This is a genomic window from Helicobacter magdeburgensis (genome assembly GCF_000765825.2).
Lineage (GTDB): Bacteria > Campylobacterota > Campylobacteria > Campylobacterales > Helicobacteraceae > Helicobacter_C > Helicobacter_C magdeburgensis.
Map to the genome: position 1 here is coordinate 26,237 of NZ_JRPE02000001.1, position 21,216 is coordinate 47,452.

The 21,216-nt window shown below is 35.2% G+C and carries 22 protein-coding genes and 1 pseudogene; 21 read left to right on the top strand and 2 right to left on the bottom strand.

The annotated features are described in order from the left end of the window. Positions 1-8: 8 nt before the first annotated feature. Together LS74_RS00145 and LS74_RS00150 are read right to left on the bottom strand one after the other, a co-directional pair. Positions 9-1,310, bottom strand: a complete 1,302-nt coding sequence (locus LS74_RS00145) for an efflux RND transporter periplasmic adaptor subunit (RefSeq protein WP_034587068.1) — start codon at positions 1,308-1,310, stop codon at positions 9-11. Beyond that, positions 1,307-2,851, bottom strand: a complete 1,545-nt coding sequence (locus LS74_RS00150; protein ID WP_034587070.1) for a TolC family protein — start codon at positions 2,849-2,851, stop codon at positions 1,307-1,309. Before LS74_RS00150 ends, LS74_RS00145 begins: the two co-directional genes overlap by 4 nt. A 110-nt stretch (positions 2,852-2,961) precedes the next feature. Here LS74_RS00150 and LS74_RS00155 point away from each other — a divergent pair, with 110 nt between their 5' ends. The 21 genes and pseudogenes from LS74_RS00155 (at position 2,962) to LS74_RS00245 (ending at position 21,188) form a co-directional block, all read left to right on the top strand. Next, a complete protein-coding gene (locus LS74_RS00155) occupies positions 2,962-3,678 on the top strand; it encodes a hypothetical protein (protein WP_034587072.1) in 717 nt (238 codons plus the stop codon). Between the two features lie 23 nt (positions 3,679-3,701). Then, entirely contained in the window at positions 3,702-4,013 is a 312-nt protein-coding gene (locus tag LS74_RS00160; protein WP_034587074.1) for a hypothetical protein, read from the top strand. Positions 4,014-4,022: 9 nt separating this feature from the next. Beyond that, positions 4,023-4,286, top strand: coding sequence for a hypothetical protein (locus tag LS74_RS00165; protein WP_034587076.1), 264 nt, complete (start codon positions 4,023-4,025; stop codon positions 4,284-4,286). Between the two features lie 8 nt (positions 4,287-4,294). Further along, positions 4,295-4,612, top strand: a complete 318-nt coding sequence (locus LS74_RS00170; protein ID WP_034587078.1) for a hypothetical protein — start codon at positions 4,295-4,297, stop codon at positions 4,610-4,612. Then, positions 4,612-6,955, top strand: a pseudogene (locus LS74_RS00175) (VirB4 family type IV secretion/conjugal transfer ATPase). The gene LS74_RS00170 and the pseudogene LS74_RS00175 overlap by 1 nt, the downstream one beginning before the upstream one ends. After that, positions 6,948-8,183, top strand: a complete 1,236-nt coding sequence (locus LS74_RS00180) for a hypothetical protein (protein WP_034587080.1) — start codon at positions 6,948-6,950, stop codon at positions 8,181-8,183. Before LS74_RS00175 ends, LS74_RS00180 begins: the two are co-directional and overlap by 8 nt. 3 nt (positions 8,184-8,186) lie before the next feature. Next, positions 8,187-8,333, top strand: a complete 147-nt coding sequence (locus tag LS74_RS10835) for a hypothetical protein (RefSeq protein ID WP_167480452.1) — start codon at positions 8,187-8,189, stop codon at positions 8,331-8,333. 5 nt (positions 8,334-8,338) lie between these two features. Beyond that, a complete protein-coding gene (locus tag LS74_RS00185; RefSeq protein WP_034587082.1) occupies positions 8,339-9,523 on the top strand; it encodes a VirB8/TrbF family protein in 1,185 nt (394 codons plus the stop codon). 9 nt (positions 9,524-9,532) lie between these two features. After that, on the top strand, positions 9,533-9,955 hold the full coding sequence (locus tag LS74_RS00190) for a hypothetical protein (protein ID WP_034587084.1): 423 nt from the start codon (positions 9,533-9,535) through the stop codon (positions 9,953-9,955). A gap of 2 nt (positions 9,956-9,957) precedes the next feature. Continuing rightward, on the top strand, positions 9,958-11,343 hold the full coding sequence (locus LS74_RS00195; protein ID WP_034587086.1) for a TrbG/VirB9 family P-type conjugative transfer protein: 1,386 nt from the start codon (positions 9,958-9,960) through the stop codon (positions 11,341-11,343). 321 nt (positions 11,344-11,664) lie between these two features. After that, positions 11,665-13,026 (top strand): DNA type IV secretion system protein ComB10, encoded by a 1,362-nt coding sequence (locus LS74_RS00200; protein WP_407920954.1) that lies wholly within the window; start codon positions 11,665-11,667, stop codon positions 13,024-13,026. Positions 13,027-13,038: 12 nt separating this feature from the next. Then, positions 13,039-14,787, top strand: coding sequence for a hypothetical protein (locus LS74_RS00205; protein WP_236096726.1), 1,749 nt, complete (start codon positions 13,039-13,041; stop codon positions 14,785-14,787). A 79-nt stretch (positions 14,788-14,866) separates the two neighbouring features. Beyond that, the gene (locus LS74_RS00210; protein WP_034589269.1) at positions 14,867-15,070 is read left to right on the top strand and encodes a hypothetical protein; all 204 of its coding nucleotides are present in this window, start codon (positions 14,867-14,869) and stop codon (positions 15,068-15,070) included. Positions 15,071-15,078: 8 nt separating this feature from the next. Then, positions 15,079-16,008 (top strand): ATPase, T2SS/T4P/T4SS family, encoded by a 930-nt coding sequence (locus LS74_RS00215; protein ID WP_201274691.1) that lies wholly within the window; start codon positions 15,079-15,081, stop codon positions 16,006-16,008. Between the two features lie 9 nt (positions 16,009-16,017). After that, the gene (locus tag LS74_RS00220) at positions 16,018-16,545 is read left to right on the top strand and encodes a hypothetical protein (protein WP_034589797.1); all 528 of its coding nucleotides are present in this window, start codon (positions 16,018-16,020) and stop codon (positions 16,543-16,545) included. Continuing rightward, positions 16,526-18,973 (top strand): type IV secretory system conjugative DNA transfer family protein, encoded by a 2,448-nt coding sequence (locus LS74_RS00225; RefSeq protein WP_236096727.1) that lies wholly within the window; start codon positions 16,526-16,528, stop codon positions 18,971-18,973. Before LS74_RS00220 ends, LS74_RS00225 begins: the two co-directional genes overlap by 20 nt. Continuing rightward, complete coding sequence (locus LS74_RS10840) at positions 18,957-19,130, top strand: hypothetical protein (protein ID WP_167480453.1); 174 nt, start codon at positions 18,957-18,959, stop codon at positions 19,128-19,130. Before LS74_RS00225 ends, LS74_RS10840 begins: the two co-directional genes overlap by 17 nt. Next, positions 19,127-19,672, top strand: a complete 546-nt coding sequence (locus LS74_RS00230) for a YopX family protein (protein ID WP_138128639.1) — start codon at positions 19,127-19,129, stop codon at positions 19,670-19,672. The genes LS74_RS10840 and LS74_RS00230 overlap by 4 nt, the downstream gene beginning before the upstream one ends. Before the next feature lie 164 nt (positions 19,673-19,836). Continuing rightward, complete coding sequence (locus LS74_RS00235; RefSeq protein WP_052086516.1) at positions 19,837-20,580, top strand: hypothetical protein; 744 nt, start codon at positions 19,837-19,839, stop codon at positions 20,578-20,580. A gap of 107 nt (positions 20,581-20,687) precedes the next feature. After that, the gene (locus tag LS74_RS00240) at positions 20,688-20,924 is read left to right on the top strand and encodes a hypothetical protein (RefSeq protein ID WP_138128641.1); all 237 of its coding nucleotides are present in this window, start codon (positions 20,688-20,690) and stop codon (positions 20,922-20,924) included. A 24-nt stretch (positions 20,925-20,948) separates the two neighbouring features. Beyond that, positions 20,949-21,188 carry a hypothetical protein gene (locus tag LS74_RS00245; protein ID WP_034587093.1) on the top strand — a complete coding sequence of 80 codons (240 nt, stop codon included), beginning with the start codon at positions 20,949-20,951 and terminating at the stop codon, positions 21,186-21,188. Positions 21,189-21,216 lie beyond the last annotated feature (28 nt).

Below are 21,216 nucleotides of genomic sequence, written 5' to 3' on the forward strand. Positions count from 1 at the left end.
TCTCTGCCCTACTTCATATTCACATTTGTAATGATGGGCGTTGTCTCATCAATGCCACTTAGAATCTGCGTAAAACTCCCATTGCTAATGCCTAGCTCCACGCTCACAGATTCTGCCTTGCCATTTTTTAGAATCCACAAAGTCCCTGTTTTTGTATGATCTTTTTGTTTGCTATGAATCTGTGCTTTTGGGCGGGGTGGCGGAGCAAACATACTCCCAAGAGATGAACTAGTTTTTTTTACCCCCACTTTTTGCAAGGATTTATTTAAGTCAAAATACAAAGCCGAGCTTGGCACAAGCAGAGCATTTTCCGCCTTTGCGGTAATAATATCAGCCGTAGCACTCATATCGGGGCGTAAAAGCAAGGATTTATTATCCACTTCAATTTTAGCACGATAAATGACAATATTAGAGCTAGAGCTACTAGAATTACTAGAGTTTGAACTTGTTGTGCTGCCATCACCTGAACCAAAATTCACACGATTAACCTTTGCGTGAAAGATTCTATCCGGATAAGCATCAACACTAAAAGTAACCTCCTGTCCCTCTTTAACCTTGCCAATATCTGCTTCTGAAATACTCGCATACAGCTGCATTTCTTCTAAATTTTCAGCCACCTTAAATAAAGTTGGTGCTTGAAAACTCGCCGCCACACTCTGCCCTACTTCCACATTGCGAGAAAGCACAATACCATCAACGGGGGATATGATGATAGAATTTTTTAAATCAATCTTAGCACTTTCAATACTTGTTTGAATCTCCACAATGGAAGCGCGTTTAATATCCACATCAGCTCTTGCACTTGTATAATTTGTCTTAGCATTTTGTAGCTCCAAAAGTGAAGGTGAAGCTCCATTAGTCGCATTATATAGCTCTTGTAATCTATCATAATTCCACTTTTTATCCTTTAAAGTTTGCTCGCTTGCTTTGAGCTGGGCTTTAGCGGAATTAAGCTGTGCGGTGTATTTAGCAATCTGCTGATTGATACTATCAGGATTGATACGCGCTAGAATCTGCCCCTTTTTGACTTCATCATTTTCTTCTACTAGCACTTCAAGCACAAGCCCGGATATAACACTGCCGATTTCCACTTCATTCACAGGGGAAAGTGAGCCAGAAGCTGAAATGCTTGAGTGTATATCACCCCTTGTTGCGTGTGTGGTTTCAAAGCTAATTTTTTCTTCAAATAGCCACCATACAAGCCAAGAGCTTACAATGATAGCCACTAAAACAACGATGATAATGCCCCACGCTAATGGAGTAAGCTTTTTTCTTATTTTTTTTGGTTTCAATGTTTGGTAGAGATTCATTGTTTTTCCCCTTTTGATAAAGTGTCGGTTTGCGTGTTGAGTTGAGCTGAAGTATCTAACGCAAGATTCCCGCCTAATGCTTTAAAAAGCGTAATGAGTGAGAGAATTTCTTGTGTCTTTGCGGTAAAAAGCTGTGTTTGCGAAGAAAGATAGGTGTTTTCCTGCGTTAAAAAATCATTTGTATCAAGCAATCCGCGCGTATTTTTAGCCCTATTGCTTTCATAGGCTTTTATTGCTACTTCATAGGCATTTTGCGTATTTTGAGTTTGTCGTTTTTTAGATTCTATATCAAACAAAGCATTTTCAATTTCACCCAAAGCAGTGTTAATATTATTTTGCAAGGTGTAATACGCCTCTTTACTTAGCTCCTTTTGGATAAGGTAATTTTGCTTTAAAGATGTGCGATTAAGAAGCGGGGCGGTAATGGAATTTGCGATTTGAAACACAAGCGAGCCTGCCCCTGCACTACTATATAGAATCTCGCCCACAGAGCCACTTAGAGAAATGCTAGGCAATCTTGCAGCTTTTGCGTTAGTTTGCTTGTAAAGTTGGGAATGCAGGGTGTATAGGCTAGATTCAATATCGGGGCGGGAGAGCAGAATCTCACTTGGCATTTTATCTATGTAAAAAGTCGTAATTTGCGGAAAAGCATAGGCAGATTCCATAAAATCTATATGTTTATATAGCTCACCAGATTCAATATTGAGCAACACAAGCAGGGCGTTTTTATTTTGTTCAAAGGTGTAAAGTAAGCTCTCATAATTATTTTTTTGTGTCGTGGTATTTGCTACAAAGCTTTGATATGTCGCAATGTCAATAAGCCCAACTTGCAGTTTTTCTGCATTGATAGATTCTATATGTTGAAGATTTTCAAGCGTGTTTTTGGCTAAATTTAGGGCATTGGCATTTTCACGCAGTGTAAAATACAAACTTGCCACTTCGGCAATGAGTGAGATTTGTGCGTAGGCAAGGTTACTTTGAGCGGTAGCATAGTCTTTTTTACTTGATTGTCGCAGGGCATTAAGCTTACCAAATAAATCAATCTCCCAGCTCATACCCACACTTGCATTTATAGAGTTTGCACCCGGGCGAATCATCGTGCTTTGCGAAAGGGTGCGTCTATCAATATAGCTTGAGTTAAGAGAGCCATTGATTGTAGGCAGCATACTTGCTGTGTTGATTTTCACTTGCGATTTGGCTTGTTTGATACGAGATGCCATTGTTAGCACATTGGTGTTGTTTTCTAGAGCAATATAAAGCAGGGAATGAAGTGTCTTATCATCAATAAGGGCTATAAATTGTCTTAGGCTAAAAGGCTCATCATCTGTGTGATTTTGGGGAGATTCTAGATTCTGTTGCGTTTTAGAATCTTGTGAATCTTTAATAAGTGAAGGGGCGTTGCGAAATTGCTGTGGGATATGCGTTTGCGTAGCAGTCTCTTCAAGGCTTGGAATCTTGGTGCTACACCCTGCAAAAATACAAACAAGCAAGATTCTGCTAAACACTCTAAAATGCGTTTTATAATATGCTGCTTTGCCCACTAGAATCCTTAATAAAAAATAAAGCTTGGCATACTACTGAAAAAATGTGAATTTTAAGTGAAGTTGTATTTTAAAGCAAACTCTAAGTTTTAGGAGGAATGGAGCAATGAATGTCTTACATTTCCACCAAAGACTTGGACTCGGCATTAAAACGAGAGCTTGTTCTAGCAAAAACTTATAAACTCTTACTTCCTTACTTCAAAGCGTATAAGAATCCAAAAATCTTTTTGTTTCTTATGGGTTTAATTGAAAAATCATCTCTAAGAAACACACGAAGCGTAATTTTCAATATCCTAGACACTTCCTATGAGTTTGATATTTGCGAAAAAACAATCAAATCTTGGCTCAAGCAATTAGAGAATCTTAAATTGCTTAAAACACAATCTAGGAAAAATCAGCTTTATGCGGTAGAGCTTTTTGACTATGAAGCTGCAATCTCTAAGGCAGAAAATGCGGAGACAGAGCAAAAACAAACTCAAAGCACTTCATCTTGTGGAATCAATCTTCCAACTCCAACAACAGAAATGCCAACGAGATTCTACAAGAATATACAAAACATCATCAACAAAATAATCAAAACTCAAGGGCTGCAAGAGAAGAAATTTAAGCTTGATGAAGAGCAATGGAGATTAGCCCCAAATCAAACAAAAACAAAAAGCTACAAAAAGGTCATCATTGAATTTGAAAACACACATAATTCACAATTTATAGCACTTCTTACCTACGAGCAAATTACAGGCAAGAGTCTTCCTAGTCTTTCACACCCCTATCATCAACAGATCATTAGGGCGAATCTCAAAAAATCACTCAAGCTGATAGCAGCTTAATCTTAATTTCAAAGGAGAAAAAAATGAGACCAATCACAATGCAAGGACAAGATAGAAAATCTTTAGTGTTTAAATTTTTAGTTATTGCTACTATTTCAATGCTGCTCCCAGAAGTTGCACTATGTGCTGACTTGCAAAGTATGACAACAAAAATATTTGGCTGGATTAAAACTGCACTTACAGCAGTTGGAACATTGGTAATTGTTGCAGTGGGTATTTATTTCCTTAAAAATCTTGAAAGATGGAAAGAAATATTCTTAATGTGTGTAGGAATTATTGGTGCAACCCTACTTATTATGAATGCGGATACTATTTCTCGCTGGGCATTTAATTAAAGGCAAACGATGATAAAAATTAATTCAGTAGCTACCGAAAACATAAGGGAGCTGACAAAAAAAGAAAAAGTTTTGCGGCTCAACCTAAAATCTTGGGTAATTGCTATAATGAGTGGCTTAATAACACAACCACACATTGGAATTTATGCCTTTGTGTTGTTTGCTTCCATTCTTATATTTTTTTACATTGCAGAGTTTTTTGATGATGACATTGTAGATATTGCCTTATCAAATCTACAAATGAAAACAGGTATCCCAACTTATCTTCCATAGGAATAAAAATGATAAAACTTAAAACAATAGCAAAAAGAGTAAATGGCAGAATCCTAGCAAATACATTTTCCATTCTTGGACATATCATAGGCTTTGTATTTGTTGTAATGCTTGTAAGTTTTGCATACTACATAGTAATGCCAAATCAAAGTGATGTAGGTTTAGGAGCATATCAAAGCATTATAGATTCTTATGACAACAAATTAAAAAAGGTTGATGATTTTCTTGAAAAACTCTCTTTGCAAGATGAAATCATATCTCTAGAAAAAGAACTATATAGTATTAATAATGAAAATCAAACATTAACCGATAGCAAGGCAAAATAATGAATATTACAGAAAAACTTAAACACAACATCGCTAATTTGATATTCTGCCTTACCTAATCAATATTCAATATGCGAAGAGAACAATATTTCAGGAATCTATGATGAAAATTTTCTCATTACCAAAACTGAAAATTTTGTTGGAGCTATTGAACTTGAAGGTTTTAATTATAATGCTGTTACCGACCAAAGACTGATAGACTTGTCAATAGATAGGATAAATTCTCTTAACACATTAAATGATACCATAGAAGCAAGAATTGTGGTGCGTAGAAGAGAGATGACCTACAATAGAGAGTATGAAATAGATAATATCTATGCCAAAAAACTGATTAATCAGTGGGAAAATAATCAAAAAGTATTTGTTAATTCTTATATGATTATTTTTGAAACAAAGAATACAGGCACAAAAGGCTTTTTTGAAAAGAAAAAGCTTGAGATGACAACATCAATCACAGAGGATAGCGATAACAATATTACTTATGTCAATAAACTAACTATCCTTAAAGCTACCATTGAAAGATTCATACAAACGCTTTCTATCTATGAACCTAAAATGCTTAATTCCACAGATATTTTGCGTTTTTATGCTGAATATATTAATGGTGTATATATTCCAGTCAAAGCTCACAATGGACTATTAAGCGATAGCTACATAGGCAGCCTAGTGAGCTTTCATAAAGATTATTTCATACAAGATTTTAACGGACATAAAATCTTTAATCGCTTTATTGGCATTAAAGCCTACGATACAGAAGAAATAACAAGCCTTACAATCAGCAATATCTTACATTCTCATTATGAGCTTGATTTTTATTTGAGTATAGATTCTATTTCAAAAGAAAAAGCCCAAGCAAAAATCAAGCAAAAAATGAAACTTGCTCCAAGCTTTGCTAAGGCTCAATTACACGATTTAAAAGAAATGATAGATTCTGATAGGCTTTATATGCAAAACCTATCCTATACCATTCTCATTAAGGCAAAAAGCAAAGATGAGCTGAATGAAGCAAGCGGCACAATCTTAAATGAACTCAAAAATGCAGGGCTGATTGCTGTAAATGAAACACTCAATCTCCAACCCACATTTTTTAGTATGTTTCCTAACAAATCATTCCTTAATGCACGAAAACGCACACATACAAGCAAAAGTATCAGCACAATGATTCTATTTGAAAAGGAATATCTAGGCAAAACCAAAAATAGCTGGGGCGATACACCTGTTACCTTACTTAAAAATCAAAGTATGTCGCCATATCTCTTTAATTTTCACGCAGATGAAACAAAGCAGGTTGTGGGACACACTATGATTGTGGGCGGCACAGGTGCAGGGAAAACCACACTTGTTTCATTTTTAATGGCAAATCTCTTTAAATACGATATAGACTTACTTGCCCTTGATAGATTGAATGGACTTTATAGCTTTACAGAGTTTTTAGATGGGGAATACAATAATGGAGAGGATTTTTATATTAATCCCTTTACATTGCCTGATGATACAGAATCTGTAACATTTCTTACTTCTTGGCTTGTGTCAATGATAGGATTAAATCCTGAACCAACAACACAAGAAGAAGCCGAGAAACTAAAAAGCATTGAATCTGTTATTAGAAACTTGTATCATCATCTCACACCACAAGGACACGGCTTCTCACTTAAAGATGTTAAAGAAAATATCACAAAAACAAACGATCAGCATATACCTTTGCAACTTGAGAGATATTTGCAAAACCCACTTTTCAATAAAGAACACGATGCCCTAGAGTTTAAGAAAAAGCTCACTACGCTTAATATGGACTTTATCATTGAAAATGAAAAAGATGCAGGGCTTATCGCTCATTATCTCTTTCACAAAATGATATATCGTGCAAAAAACAGCAATAAAGGCTGTTTTATCTTTATTGATGAGTTTAAAAGCTATCTTTCAAACCCAACTTTTAATGAGCGAATTGCTTTGACGCTCACTCAAGCACGAAAGGTTAATAGTGTGCTTGCTATGGCATTTCAAGATATGCACCAGCTTGATAATGTTAAAAATGCAGAATCCTTTGTAAGAAACCTAGCTCATATTATCATATTCCCTACTTCAGACATTGAGATTTTTGCCAAATACAACATTCATCTTGCTGATAATGAGATTAACTTCCTTGTCAATACTGGACAAAATGAAAGAAAAGTATTGATTAAAAATCTCATAGACCCAACAAAGAGCAATATTATTGATGTGAATCTCGCACGACTTGGCAAATATCTAAAAATCCTAAGTTCAGATTCTGATACCGTTAATACTATCAAAAAACTTAAGGTTCAACACCCTAATTGGAAGGAGATGTTCTTAAATGCCTAATGTATATAACTTTATTATGGATTTATTCCAAAGTATTGCAAGTAGCTTTGGCACAAGTCTTACAGCCTCACTTGTGAATGTTTTAAAGATAAATATTCTATTTACAGCCATTGGTATGATAATTATCATTACATTTGCAGTCAAAAAAATGCAAGATAATGATCTTTTCACAATTAAAACAATGATTGCTATTGTCTTAATGCTTTGCTATCTCGCATTATTTAATTGGGCTATGCACAATCCACAAACTTATTTTCAATATTTTAGTTATCTTATAGATTATCCCTCAAATGCCATATCAAAGCAGATTCTAGGAGCAGTCGCACACATACAACCCCAAGCAAGTTCAGGGAACTTTAATGGAGGTATAGATGTGCTTATCCAACAAGCTCTTAATGTAGGCTTAAAGCTTTTAGACAAAGTCAATATAAGTATTGGCTTTACAGGTATGCAAGGCACACTCTCTCAACTCATTGCAGGACTTGTATATTTCTTATGCACCATTATTTTTACAATCCTTGTTTTGTTTATCATTATCGTAGCTTCACTTCAAGTAATGATTTGGAAAAGTTTAAGCATTCTTATTGTGGCTCTTGGATTCTTGCCTCAAACAAGAGGATTAATAGGCAAATACATAATGTTTCTTATCACACTCACAATGTATAAGCCTATGGTGCTAACTATCGCATTCTTTAATACAAAAGTTTCTGAATATGTGCTTACACAAATGCCTGATGATAGTGCATTTAAAAATGCAAGTATGATAGAAGTATCAGGACATCAAGCCACAATAGTAGGCTATATAGCTCTAGGTATTATAGGCTGCTTTATATGTGTGTTTCTAGTCAAACAAGTCCCAGATTTTCTAAGCAATATTATGGGATCAAGCACAAGTGTAGGCAAAGGTATGGCAACAGCTGCCACAGGAGCTATGGCATTAGCAACAGGTGCAGCTGCAGCAGGAAGTGTAGCAAGTGCAACATCTCCAGCTAAAGCAGCTTATCAAGCTGCAGGTGGAGGATTAGGAGGTATAGCCAATGCCGCAGCAGGTATTGCCACAATGGGCTTATCTAATAAACTAGGAGGCAACAAATTAGGAGAAAAAGCAAATGATGTAATAAATAAAAGTAAGGCAGGTAATTTTACAAATAATGCCCTCTCAAAGGGTATATCAGCAGGAACAAACGCTGTTAAAGGCTTAGGTAATAAACTTAGTGGAAAAGGATAAAAAATGAAACATATACTCACAACTCTCTGTTTAAGCTGCGTTATTTTTGCACATTTTGGATGTGCGGCTATGCGAGATTCTAAAAGATACGAAATGAAAAAAAGCCCTTGTGCTTGTCTTGACTTACCACAAACAAAAATTAATGGATAAATGTAATGAGTGAAGAGATTAAAACCCAAGAATCACAAGAAAAGTCTCAAGAAAGCTATATTGATATAGAAAACACCTTTCAAAAGACACAAGAGCAAAAACCAATGCCTAAGTATCTTGAAAGTCTCAAAAGTAAGCTTAAAAAGATGAACACGCCTCATCATATTAAGCTTGAGACAATATTTGACACGATTCAAGATGCCAATAGCGTTTTTGCTGCTGAAAAAAAGACTTATGATTTTGTTATTAATCTCAATAAATTGCTTATTGCCATTGTTGTGATTGAGCTTATACTCATTATCACTCTTTTTCCCTTAAAAGAAAAAGAGCCTTATCTCGTGGGATTTTCAAACGCCACCCAAAACTTTGTGCATATTGAAAAAGCTAATGAAACCATTACAGCCAATGAAGCCCTTATACGAAACTTGCTTGGCTCTTACATCATCAATCGTGAAACCATAAATCACTTTGATGATGAAGAACGCTATGAAGTGATTAGAATGCAAAGCACAGGCAAAGTGTGGAAAGTGTTTGAAAATATCGTAGCACAAGAAAATTCAGTCTATGGCAATAGTCATCTCACAAGAGAAGTAAAGATTGTAAATATTGCCAAATGGAAAAATGGCTATGCCAATGCCGAAGTAGCCATTACCCTGCTTTCACAGGGCATTATTCAAAGTCAAAAACGCTACAAAATCACAATAATGTATAAATTCAACACTATTGATATTGATTTTGATAGCTTACCAAAAAACCCAACAGGCTTTGAAGTGCAAGAATATGCGGTAACAGAAATTGCAACCATTAAAGAGCTTGAAGAAGAAAACAAAGTAGATCCTAAAACGCAAAAATCAAAGATTAAAAAAGCAGATAAAAGCGATAGCAACGATTTTTTAAGGCAATACCAATACAACGACAGCTCTCAAAGACAAAATAATGATCCAAAACCACAGCCGCAGAATCTACCCACACAAAGCAATGCTAATCCTATAAGCAATGAAGAGTATTCAAAGCTTACAGAAAGGGAAAAAAGGCAGATTTTGCTTAAAGAGATTCAAGAGATGAAAGAAAAGCAAAAACAAAATCAAGACAATAAGGAGGAACAGCAAAGTCAAATACAAGAATCACAATCTCAAACCCCACAAAACCAAAATAATGGGGCTAAACCAACCCCAAATCCATTTTCATAAGGAGTAACAATGATCGGTAGTATGTTAGTTGGCACAATAATTGGAGTAGGCTTTTTTACATATAAGCCACTCTTTAGCGTGTTAAAGAAAAATAAGTTTTCATTCAAGGCAGCTTACAATGATTATAAGGAAAATCAAGAGACAAAAGAAGCCTTTAAAACATTTGCAGCAACGCAAATGGATAAGGTTAAAAGGCTTGTAGGCTCTATTAATGACAAAACACAAAAGAAGTTTGGCACAAGCACACAAGACCAAGAAGATACTTCTTCTCCTAGTCAAACACATAAATTAGAACCTGCAACCCAAGATGACAATAAGGCTACACAATCTCAAAATGATAATGTAGATACAACACAACAAGACACACAAAACAACAACGAACAAGAAAATACCAACAAATCACAAGAGAATACAAATCAATCAAAGGAATAAAAATGAGAAATATTTACCGCTATCTTTTAGTTTGCATTTTTGCAGTCTCCACTTTTGCTGAACCATCTCCATTCAGTGAGCCACAAAAAAATACTTTTGTAGATGAAGATGGCTCGGTATTTGCCGATGAAGATTTTCAAAATCGTGAAGATTCAAGTAGTGAAAACAACAAAATGATGTTTTTAGATTCAGTGCAAAAGCATTTTTGGAATCCTAAACGCAAACCACAGGATAATACGGTAAATATTATCCATAGAGATGGCGACACGCATAAAATACGCACAAGATACGCAATGACAACCACTATTGTGTTTGATAATGACAAAATCGCACAAGTCATTTTTGGCGACCCACAAGGCTTTGAGCTTAAAGAGCTTGGCAAAGACAAATGGGATTTAAGTAATATTATTACTATCCGCCCAAAAATGATAGGCATAGATACAAATCTCACAGTCATTGGCGAAAGCGGCACAATTTATACTTTTTATATCTTTTCAACCCATTTTACCAATAGAAGAGACCCAGCATTCACGGTGTTTGTAAGCAAAGATAGAAGTATCAGCAAAATTGCTATGACAAATCTTGAAGAAGATGAACACAACAAAAAGGCTAAAAACAAAAATAAAAACATATATAAACGCATTGAATACGAAGCCCTAGAAGAGGATGATGGCGAATTTATCAGCATAGGCGATAGGGTAAATAAGATTCAAATAGAAAAAGCCAAAATAAAAAGGGGCTATGTCCAAGTGCCAAAAGCCACACGAAGCTGGAAGACATTATGGCTACTCAAAGAAGAAAGCCCAATGTCAGTAAGAATGATGCCAATAGATATATTCAACGACAATGATTATACCTACTTCAAATTTGATAGAGAGGATGCAATGTCTAAATTCCCTGTTCTCTTTAAAGTCGTGGATGGATATGATAATCCTGTAAATGTCAAAATCGTAGGCAACTACATCATTGCTGAAGATCTAAGCGAAAAATGGACTTTAAAAATGGGAGATGAATACATTTGCATTAGAAAAGTAGATAAGCCACTTATCGTAAAGGAAAAATTCCCTGATGAAGATGTAAGAACCATACCAAAACAACATAATGAAGAGGAAAAACAAAAAATACTTCAACTCCAAAAACAACAGCTCCAAAAGAATGCAAAGAAACAAAAGCAGGAGCAACAAAAGGCAAAACAACAAAAAAAGAGTGCGGAATCTCAAGATTCTAGCTCTCAAATTCAAAATAACAAAGCCAAAGGCACAAATGCAGGGGCAAACGAAGCAGAAATCAATGAGCAAATCTACAATAATAGTAAGCGTTTAAGGGAATTAGAGCTGTTAAAAAAGGCAAAAGAAAGAGAAGAGAAACAACAAAGGGCAAAACAATAAATGAATCTTATGGGGCTTTTAAAAAATAAGTTTTTTATTATTTTTATCATCGTTTTTGTGGGGCTGTTTATTGTTTTGGCGGCTCTAAGTGAGAATGATGAAGATATTGATGAGATTGAAACCAAATTTCCGCTTGAAGATTATTTGTTTCAAGATTCTAAGGCTAAAGAAATAGAGCAACTTAAAAAAGAAAAGGAGGAATTAGAAAATAAAAAAAATTACACGCAAATAGATGCGGATATGAAAGCAATGCAAGAGGAGTTAGCCAAGCAACAACAATTATTAGCAATGCAACAAGAATTAGAAAAGAAAAAAAGACTAATGCAGGATTTAAAAGATGCACAAGGCAACAATATAGAGCTTGATGAGAATGGTAACCCCATACTTTATGATAAAGACGGAAATAGAATCTACCTTGATGAGCAAGGCAGACCCTATACCTTAGATGAGAATGGCAATAGAAAATATCTTAAACCTGAAGAGAAGATATATTCCCAAAGTGGCGTGGAAGTCAAACGAGATGAGCAAGGCAATCTAGTTTTCTATGATAAGGATGGAAATAAGGTTATTGTAGATGATGGCAAAAGAATTACCACCGATAAGAATGGTAACAAGATTATAGAAGATGAAAATGGCAATTTTATAACACAAGACAAAGATGGCAATGTCATAGGCAGGGGAAAAAGAGACCCATTTGGGAAAGATAAAGATAAAAATTCACAAGAGAATGCAACAAATGAAAATGGAGCAAATAATCAAAAAAATCCTTATTTATTCTATGATGAGGACGGAAACCTTATAGGCGATGCCGTAGCAGTTGAAAATCAAAAGTTTGATAGCAAAAAAGCCTCTCCAAAACAACAAAAAATTAATAATTTACTTGCCTCACGCTTTGAAATGCCGCAGCCTGAAGAGCCACAACAAAATAAAGAATACGGGGTAGATAGTTTTACAAATCTAGATGCCAAAGATGAGGGATCAAATGAGCATAAATTATTAAGAACAATTACAGCAGATAGAATGATTCCTGCCTTTTTAGTGCGACCCATATCCTCACAAATAGGCGGCAATGTGGTAGCACAAGTTGAAACCAATATCTATGGAGCAATGGGGAGAGCTGTGCTTATCCCTAAAGGCTCAAGAGTTATTGGCTTTTATCAAAACAATAATAAGATAGGAGAATATCGTTTGCAAGTTATTTGGACACGCATTATCACGCCTCAAGGCATTAACATTATGCTAACAGATGCCAAAAGTGCTGATGTGAAAGGTTATAATGGCTTGGTAGGAGAAGTGCATAGCCGCAATTTTGAACGCTATGGCATACCACTTAGCCTTTCTACCCTATCAAATGGACTTCTTTTAGCGGTTAATGCTATGAATCAGAATCCAGACAACAAAACAAGCAATACAGACATTGCAAACGCATATATGCAAAGTCAAATCCTATCAGGTATGCGACAAGATGTTTCTTCAATCATTCAACGCATAATCCAAGAGCAAATTAAGATTCAGCCCATTATCACAATTAGAGAGGGATCACGAATCTTTATTGCTCCAAGTCAGGATATTTTTATCCCCATACCAAAAAACAATGAAACTCTCGCAAGATTCTTCAATGAAGTTAAAGAGGTAGAAAAACCAACTTCAGAGGAAGATCCTTATGAAGATTCCATTAGATAAAAGGAGATATTAATGAAAAAACTACTTCTAGTTTTAGTGTCAGCCCTAAGTTTAGCGTATGCTAAGATAGACATTACCCTTGAAGATGAAATAAGCTTTAGGAATGCAAGTGGCACATTGACTGCCAATATTACATACGATAATCAAAAAATGCAAGGCATTGGCACATATCGTGTCAATAACAAGAAAGTCGTCTTTAGCATTGATAGATTAAGCCAAAATGGCAGACTTTTTACCCTTAAACAACCTCCCAGCATAGTGAGGCAATTAAAAAGTGAAAATGCAAAGCTGCCAAAAGGCTCTCTTATTACATTAAAAGGGGAAAATCCTAATGAGCTTAAAGAGTTTGCAACAATATTGCAAAATGATGCTAAAGGGGAAAGCAATAATCAAGCAGCTAAAAAAGCTCAACAATCTCAACAAAGCTCAAGCCCTCAAGGCTCTCAAGGCTCAAGTGTAGGAAATATATCTGTGGGAGGGCAAACTCCCTCCGGACAGATTCCATATCTTCCTATTAGCTCAACTACAACAGGCGATGATGGCACACAAACTGATTCAAAGTGGAGTGCTCAATATTGTAAAGTGCCTGAATTTTTAGAAAATCAAATCAAATTATCAATCGTTGATAAAGATGGGAATTGTGTAGAGAAAATGGCAGTGCGAGATGATACAAAATGCGAGTATCGCTTTGATTTTGTAAATAGTAAAGCCATTAAACAAACACAATTCTACTATGTAGATAATGAAAACAAGGTGCAGACTGTGGGCGATTGCGTGGATTTAGTTGGAGATGAATACAGAGTGGATCTCTACAAAGATGACACACGATGTGAGCTAGAAACCACAGATAAAGATTATGGAGGCGGAAAGGGAAGCTTTTTTGTAACGCAGATTCTCTTTCGTGGCATTGATGGACTAATCCACGAGGCAACAGATTGTATCGCCTATGGCAATATCAAAGAAGAGCTAGTGGATTATGAAAAAAATGACAAAACCAAAAAAGCAAGAAGAATAGTCAATCAATACTATATAGATCCATACACAAAAGAGCAACACTACATTACAAAAGGCGTAAAAACTGATGCGGAGTTTGACTATGTAGAAAAAGCTTGTGGCGATTGGGAAATGGATGATGTGCTTTTACAAGGTAAGAAAAGGACAGAAATTACATTTTATGACCAAGTAGATTATAAAGAAGTGCCTGTTACAAGCTGTGATTTTTCAGTGCAAGGGGGCAAAAAGAGTGAATACATAATGAAATATCAAGATTTAAGCTCTACTTACAAAGAGAAAGAATTAAGCAGGACAAAGAAAGATTTTGATATTACAAGAGTGCATATGCAAAGTGTAAATAATAAAGCTTGTAAATGGTGTTCATCAAATTGGGATTGCAATATTACGGATAGAAAGACTAGCAAATGGACAACTACCTATGTTTTAAAAGATGTAACTTCATACAAAGTGTATTTGCGACCTGATGGTAGTGAATACAAAAAAAACCAAGATCCAAGCGGAGAAACCTTTAAAAAGACATTTAGAGAAGTAGTTATGGGGGAAAATACGATTGGGCTTGATGAAACATTCCTAAATTATTATGAGCTTAACGAGGGATTCTATGAGGATAATCAAATCAAACTTAGCAAAGAATTTAATGATTGGATTACCAATAATTATCAAAAAGGGGCAAGCTGCAGTGATATAGACAACCGATATGAAAGCTGCTCTTGCTACAACCACCAAATCCACTACAAACTACCCTAACATAAGGAGGACAAATGACATAAGAATCACATCACAGACTCGGTTTCAATAGGCAAAAATCTAAACAAAGGAGTAACAAATGGAAGAGTTAAACAACATAGCAAATAGTCGTGTATCCACAAATGAGATTAATGCTCTTATGGAGGATATTAATGTGAAAAAAAGCAAGTTTAGCACAATGATTGTGATAGAAAAGGAAGTCAAAGAGCTAAAGGCTTTACAGGACAAGGTTGAGAAAAAGTATGCACGCATTAAAAAGCTTAATGAGCAAATACAACTCTAAGGATAATTATGCGTTCAAAAATACTTGAAACCCTTTTGGGAAAGCTTGATAAATATTTATCAATGGACATCAATGAAATTGCCTTTAATCAGGAAAAAGAGCTTTGGATTGCCAAAAATGGCGTGTGGGAAAAAATTGTAGATGAAGAGTTTGATGAGCGTTTCTTGCTTAACTTCTGCGAGCAACTTGCCACTGCTAGAAACTTATTTTTCAATATTGATGTGCCGCATTTATCTTGCTCTATCCCAAATTCTAGGTATCGTGTCAATGCTTTGCACCCAAGCATTACAGCCAATAATTGCATAAGTATTAATATAAGAATCCCAAGTGATAAAAAATTCCCACTTGAGAATTTTAAGATTAATCCACAATGCCCTTATACCTATGATGACCTAAAAGGTTTCATACGAGATAGAAAAAACATACTCATAAGCGGAGGAACAGCAACAGGTAAAACAAGTTTTGCAAACTCTTTGCTTGATGAGATTCCACTTGAAGATAGGATAATCACGGTAGAAGATTCTCCTGAACTACACATTCATAATCTCAATAAAGTGCAAATCGTTGTTTCAAAAAACGAAGCCACAAACTACACTTATGAAAAAGCATTAAATGATTGTGTGCGTATGTCGCCTGATAGATTGCTACTAGGAGAGATTGATACAAGAAACACAATGCTATTTTTAAGGCTTAATAACACAGGGCATAGCGGCTCAATCAGCACACTTCACGCCAATAGTGTAGAAGATGCTATCCACGCTATTACGATGAATGCTAAGTTTAGCGGAGCAGAGGCAACAAATGAAGCGATAGTAGAATATTTTATTGCTGCTATTGATTATGTGATTCAAATTAAGAGAACGGAGCAAGGAAGAGAAGTCCATAATGTGCTTGATGTCAAAAAAGATTTAGCAAATATTCTAAAAAATAGCAAATAAGGAAACATAATGAGAGAATCTACATTCAAATCAAAATATATTACAGGAAAAAGACTAAATATACTTATCAGTAAAGATGCGTATAAAGCATTAGAAAAACAGAAAAAACAAATTAACACAACACGATATATAGAGCATTTGCTCATCAAAGCCGATGAGAATCCAGAGAGTATAGCACAAAGCTTTGATGAACAAAACAAATATCTAGATCAAATCACGCAGCTTATTAACTTCAATAAAAAACTCTATCTTGATATTAATGCCACATTTAGCAATCTTAATCAAATTGCTTATCGCTTAAATCTCGCAAATCTTAATGACCCTAACGAACTCAAAGCTCTAGCAGATAACAAAGAGTTTTTACTTGATACCAAACAGAATCTCATAGATACCAAAGAAGAGGTAATAAGCCTTAAAGAACTTCTAAAAACTTTTCTTAAGACAATGGAGAGGGCAAAAAAGAATGCTCAACCACTCTATCCTAAAGAGCAACCCATAGAACAAAAAGGAGAAGACAATGCAGTTTCTAATGAGTAAAAGATTTTATCCCTTATATTTTCTATTAGCAGTTATCAGTGTTCCTGCTACATTCTTATATTGTTTGCATATTTTCTATGCCATTAATGATTTTTGGGAGCTTATAGACTTTGCAGAACTCATTATTGATAATATTGGACAACGCAGTATGAAGTTTGATGTTTATCTCGCCATTGGAGTATCATTCTTCCCACCTATCTTTATTTTTATGTTTCTTAAACCCAAAAAGAGCCTTGATTCTCACGGCAAAGCAAGATGGGCTAATCAGCACGACATAGAAAAAAGCGATTTTCATTTAAATAAGCTTATAAAAGACTTTTTTGGCTTACTCAATCCCTTAAATTTCACGCCACAAAAATATTGGAAAGCTTTTAGGAGATTTTTGGATTTTGGATTTGTAACAACCACACCTATGCTTGATACAAACTTTAGCAGGGGCGGTTTTCTATTAGGTATTTATAAAGACTTATGGAAGCAAAGAAAAGTCTATTATGATGCCCCTCTATCAGCACTTATTGTAGCACCACCCGGAGCTGGTAAATCAGCAGCTGTGGCAATACCCAATCTATTGAATTTACCTACAAGTTGTGTGGTGCTTGATATTAAAGGAGAGCTTTGCGATCTCACAGCTGGTTATAGACAAAAGGCGTTTAATAATGAAATATACATCTTTAACCCACTAGGCAAGGATAATAACCTTAAATTTAATCCTTTTGATAATAAAATCGTAAAAAAACTAGATTTTAATGCTAAAAAACGCCTTGTAGATGAGATTGCCAATACAATATTCGTAGAAGAACAAGGCAGCGATCCGCATTGGATTGCAAAAGCAAGGGAGCTTTTTATATTCTATGCCCTTTATGATCTCTGCACCAAAAATGAAAGTAATTTTTTTGATATTGCCACAGCCCCTGTTAAAGACTATAAACCTCTCATAGAAGAAAAGTCTCCTTATTATTCAAAGCTTTGGGATTTTAATGAAAAAACTCAAAAAAGAGAGTTAAACCTTGATGCAAATCCTGAAAAGCTTTTTTACTCGCAATGTGCTGACCAAAAATATGCAGATGTTAAGAATCCTTTAAATTGGGAAGATGAAAGCTTTGAGCAGATTCAAGCCAATAAAGAAAAAGGCATTGAAACACTTGATGAAGTTGTAAGAAACTATGCAAGAGCGTGGGCAAATGCCGCTGATGAAGAGTTTTCAAGTATCAAATCTACATTTAATCGTGTAATGAGCGTGTTTGCAAGTTATCAAGTAAGAGATGCTACAAATGCTATGAGCTTTGAATATGATGACTTAAGAAGCAAGAACATTACACTCTACATTAAAATTGCACAAACTGATATTGATACGCTTAAATCGCTTATCCGTGTGCTTTTAGAATCTATTGCCAAAAATCTAATGACAAAAGAGAGTAAAAAATTAGACGAGAGAATTTATCTCGTGCTTGATGAGTTTATACGCTTTGGGAAAATGCCATTTTTGTTAGAAATGCCAGCTCTTTGTAGAAGCTATGGCATTGTGCCGCTCTATATCACACAATCCTATGGATTGATTAAAAAATACTACGGCGAAGATGATTTAAAAACAATGACTGATACCATTGCCTTTCAAATCCTTTTTAAAATGAATGATGCAGATTCTGCGGAAAATGTCTCAAAACAAATAGGCAAATACACAAGAGAAGCAAGAAGCCATAGCACCAAAGATGGAGCTATCGCATTTGGAGGCACAAGTAGCTATTCATTAGAGGGAACAGAGCTTATTACCGCTCAAGATATTTTAAATATCCCAAATGATGAAATCATTATCCTTGTATCAGGGCATAAGGCAAAGCCCATTAAAATTAAAGCTGCTTATTACTTCAAGGAAAAAGATTCTTTAAGAAAGCTAAATTGGAAGTTTGACCCCACAAATGGAAAACCTATTGAAAAAGAAAACAAACAAACTCAAATCATTGATATGAAAGAGAGGGCAATAGAATCTCAACCTACTCTACCAAATCCACAAGCAATACAAAACACACAAGAGCCACAACAACAAACCCAAAAGGAACAAGAACCACAAATCACAGAACAAGAACAAGAAGCTATAAAACAAGCCCAAGAGGAACAAGCCCTCTATGAGTATGAAAAAGCCCTGCAAGAGCAAGAAGCATTAAAAGATAAATCACAAGAGGATTTACAAAAAGAAATGCAAGCCCTCTTAGAAAAGCAACGCAAGGAATATGTCTATAAGATTGAAGATAAAGATATAAATGCAGTCTTACAAGCTCCATTGAAAAAAGATTCTTATATCCCCAAAGAAACTTTTATCAATATTCAAAAGGAAACATATACCCTGCGAGAAAATGGCTACAAACTTCAAATCACAGATGAGCTTATAAGAGAAAGAATACAAAGGATTGAGAATGATAAAGCAGAGTAACAATATAGGGCAATCCACTCCCTTAAAACAACAAGAATCCCATAAGCAAAATAAAGAGTTTTTGCAATATGCTAAAGACTTTGCAACACAAATGCAAGAGGAAGTAAAAAAAGAGCAGGTAAAACAAAATCAATCTAAGATAAAGGAGATAAAATGAAGTTAGCAAATTTTGATTTTAGGATTTGGGATAATAGAGAGCAATGTTATCTCAATGAAAATTATTTAGAAAATAGCCCATTTCAAGCTATGGGACTTGTGAAAGCACATAAAAGCTCTTTTTTTGGACACAATTTTGATAAAGTGGCTCTATTTTCTGCTGGAGAAGATAAGGAGTGTGGTTTTGGTTGGAATAGTGGAGACGATGATGATAGTTACGAGTTAGAATTATGGAGTGGTATAAGAGATAAAAATGGCAAAAAGATATACGAGGGGGATATTGTTTTGATACAAGAGAACAAAGAAGCAGAATTTTTTCCACTTTACCTAGATGATAAACATAGAAAAAGAGATATAAAGTTTCTAATCTCACAACCTTTCATAATAAAACTTACAGAATTAGAACCTTTTGTATTTGATGCCTATGATATTACTACTCAAGGAATTGCCTATCCACTAGAAAAAATTAGAGATTTTGTTTTTGAAGTCGTAGGCAATATCCACGAGAATCCAGCATTACTCCAAACAAGTCAAAATGAATAATTTCTATCTCTATATCAGCTATACCCTTGTTTTTATAGCAACACTTTTGCCATTTTTTCTATCTATTGGTATGTGCTACTCATTTTTTAGAGATAAGACACTATCTCATAAAAAAACCCATACTTCACGCAAGAAACACATAAAAGCTAAAAAAGGAAATAACAATGATAAATCGCATTAAAGCCGCATTTGGATTTAAAAAAGATAGTAATCAAGATTCTCCACAAAAAGATTCTAACAATCCACAAAATCAACAATATAAACAAAATTCAGCCAAAGATGGCAATGATTTTGCTAAGATATTACTTGAAATTTCAGAGCAGGAGCAAGCTAATGAATATGCAAATACAAACACAACAGCCACACAAGAACGCACACATTTCAATGCCAACGGAAGAGGGCTTGGAAGACTTGAGACAAGCCATACTCCTAGCACGCAACAACCCAAAACTATTAGCATTCCTAGAAGCAGAGATTCCTCCACACATAATGGAAGCAGTAGTGAAATATTCACAGCAGCTGGCAGACAGGGAAGAGCAGCTGGCAGACGAAGCGGAGCGATTAGCCGATATGGCGGAAGCATTGGAAGAAGAAGTGAGGAGTATAAGGCAATCTATCAAGAAGCGGATGGATTCACAACAGCAGAAGCTAATCAACTCTTAAGAAGTGAAGAGAAATCTCAACTTCTTCATAAACAATACCAAACTCTTACCGAGCTTATAGCAAAAAACTTAGAAAACAATAGAGAAATATCACAAGAAATCAAAAGACAGCAAGGCATAAGGGCTTACAAAGAATTCCAAAGCCTTGAATCTACAAAAATCTCCCCCCAAGAATCACACACTCAAAATAACACTTCACAACAAGATAAAAAGCCAAGTAAAAAACCCAAAACCCACACAAGATAAATGTTTTATTTTTTAAGGGATAAAATGCGTTGGAATGGCGTATTTTAGGGGTTTGTGGGCTTTGATTTGTAATATAATACACGCATAAAAACAAAAGGAGCAAAGCAATGTTAAGTAAATACAGAATCTTAAAAGGACATCTAAGAGAAAGGGGCGTTTGTTTTTTACTGCCAAGTGATGAAGCAAAAACGCTAAGTGAAATTGTAAGTGATGGGCGATGGGACAAATACGATCCTATCGTATCAGCTATTGATGAAGATGGGGACTATGTTTTAATTGATGTTAGGAATGGTGGCAATGCTGTTATGGCGACATTACAACAAGCAGAGCAATACGTATTGTAGAAGCAAATTCATAAGGAGTAAAAGATGGTAAAAGTAAATGTGGGAGCTGAAACCCATTTCTTTTTTCAAACAGAAAAAGAAATGAGAGACTTTGCAAAATCAATAGGACTGAAGATAGTGAGATATGCGAAAGAAAAATACTTTGTTGATTATGCCGATAGCGATTGCTTTTACACAGCATACAAAACAAAACACTTTAATGGTGTAATGGATTGGGTAAAAGGAAATTACGCTATCTACAAACATTATGTGAAAAAGAGCTAATGCTCTAAATTGGTAAAAGGAGAAAAAA

What these genes read in the sequence shown, in the direction of transcription:
- LS74_RS00225 (WP_236096727.1), top strand. Translation starts at nt 16,526, where the DNA reads ATGCAGTTTCTAATGAGTAAAAGATTTTATCCCTTATATTTTCTATTA.
- LS74_RS00210 (WP_034589269.1), top strand. Translation starts at nt 14,867, where the DNA reads ATGGAAGAGTTAAACAACATAGCAAATAGTCGTGTATCCACAAATGAG.
- LS74_RS10835 (WP_167480452.1), top strand. Translation starts at nt 8,187, where the DNA reads ATGAAACATATACTCACAACTCTCTGTTTAAGCTGCGTTATTTTTGCA.
- LS74_RS00215 (WP_201274691.1), top strand. Translation starts at nt 15,079, where the DNA reads ATGCGTTCAAAAATACTTGAAACCCTTTTGGGAAAGCTTGATAAATAT.
- LS74_RS00170 (WP_034587078.1), top strand. Translation starts at nt 4,295, where the DNA reads ATGATAAAACTTAAAACAATAGCAAAAAGAGTAAATGGCAGAATCCTA.
- LS74_RS00155 (WP_034587072.1), top strand. Translation starts at nt 2,962, where the DNA reads ATGTCTTACATTTCCACCAAAGACTTGGACTCGGCATTAAAACGAGAG.
- LS74_RS10840 (WP_167480453.1), top strand. Translation starts at nt 18,957, where the DNA reads ATGATAAAGCAGAGTAACAATATAGGGCAATCCACTCCCTTAAAACAA.
- LS74_RS00180 (WP_034587080.1), top strand. Translation starts at nt 6,948, where the DNA reads ATGCCTAATGTATATAACTTTATTATGGATTTATTCCAAAGTATTGCA.
- LS74_RS00205 (WP_236096726.1), top strand. Translation starts at nt 13,039, where the DNA reads ATGAAAAAACTACTTCTAGTTTTAGTGTCAGCCCTAAGTTTAGCGTAT.
- LS74_RS00245 (WP_034587093.1), top strand. Translation starts at nt 20,949, where the DNA reads ATGGTAAAAGTAAATGTGGGAGCTGAAACCCATTTCTTTTTTCAAACA.
- LS74_RS00165 (WP_034587076.1), top strand. Translation starts at nt 4,023, where the DNA reads ATGATAAAAATTAATTCAGTAGCTACCGAAAACATAAGGGAGCTGACA.
- LS74_RS00235 (WP_052086516.1), top strand. Translation starts at nt 19,837, where the DNA reads ATGATAAATCGCATTAAAGCCGCATTTGGATTTAAAAAAGATAGTAAT.
- LS74_RS00185 (WP_034587082.1), top strand. Translation starts at nt 8,339, where the DNA reads ATGAGTGAAGAGATTAAAACCCAAGAATCACAAGAAAAGTCTCAAGAA.
- LS74_RS00240 (WP_138128641.1), top strand. Translation starts at nt 20,688, where the DNA reads ATGTTAAGTAAATACAGAATCTTAAAAGGACATCTAAGAGAAAGGGGC.
- LS74_RS00220 (WP_034589797.1), top strand. Translation starts at nt 16,018, where the DNA reads ATGAGAGAATCTACATTCAAATCAAAATATATTACAGGAAAAAGACTA.
- LS74_RS00190 (WP_034587084.1), top strand. Translation starts at nt 9,533, where the DNA reads ATGATCGGTAGTATGTTAGTTGGCACAATAATTGGAGTAGGCTTTTTT.
- LS74_RS00195 (WP_034587086.1), top strand. Translation starts at nt 9,958, where the DNA reads ATGAGAAATATTTACCGCTATCTTTTAGTTTGCATTTTTGCAGTCTCC.
- LS74_RS00160 (WP_034587074.1), top strand. Translation starts at nt 3,702, where the DNA reads ATGAGACCAATCACAATGCAAGGACAAGATAGAAAATCTTTAGTGTTT.
- LS74_RS00145 (WP_034587068.1), bottom strand. Translation starts at nt 1,310, where the DNA reads ATGAATCTCTACCAAACATTGAAACCAAAAAAAATAAGAAAAAAGCTT.
- LS74_RS00200 (WP_407920954.1), top strand. Translation starts at nt 11,665, where the DNA reads ATGCAGGATTTAAAAGATGCACAAGGCAACAATATAGAGCTTGATGAG.
- LS74_RS00230 (WP_138128639.1), top strand. Translation starts at nt 19,127, where the DNA reads ATGAAGTTAGCAAATTTTGATTTTAGGATTTGGGATAATAGAGAGCAA.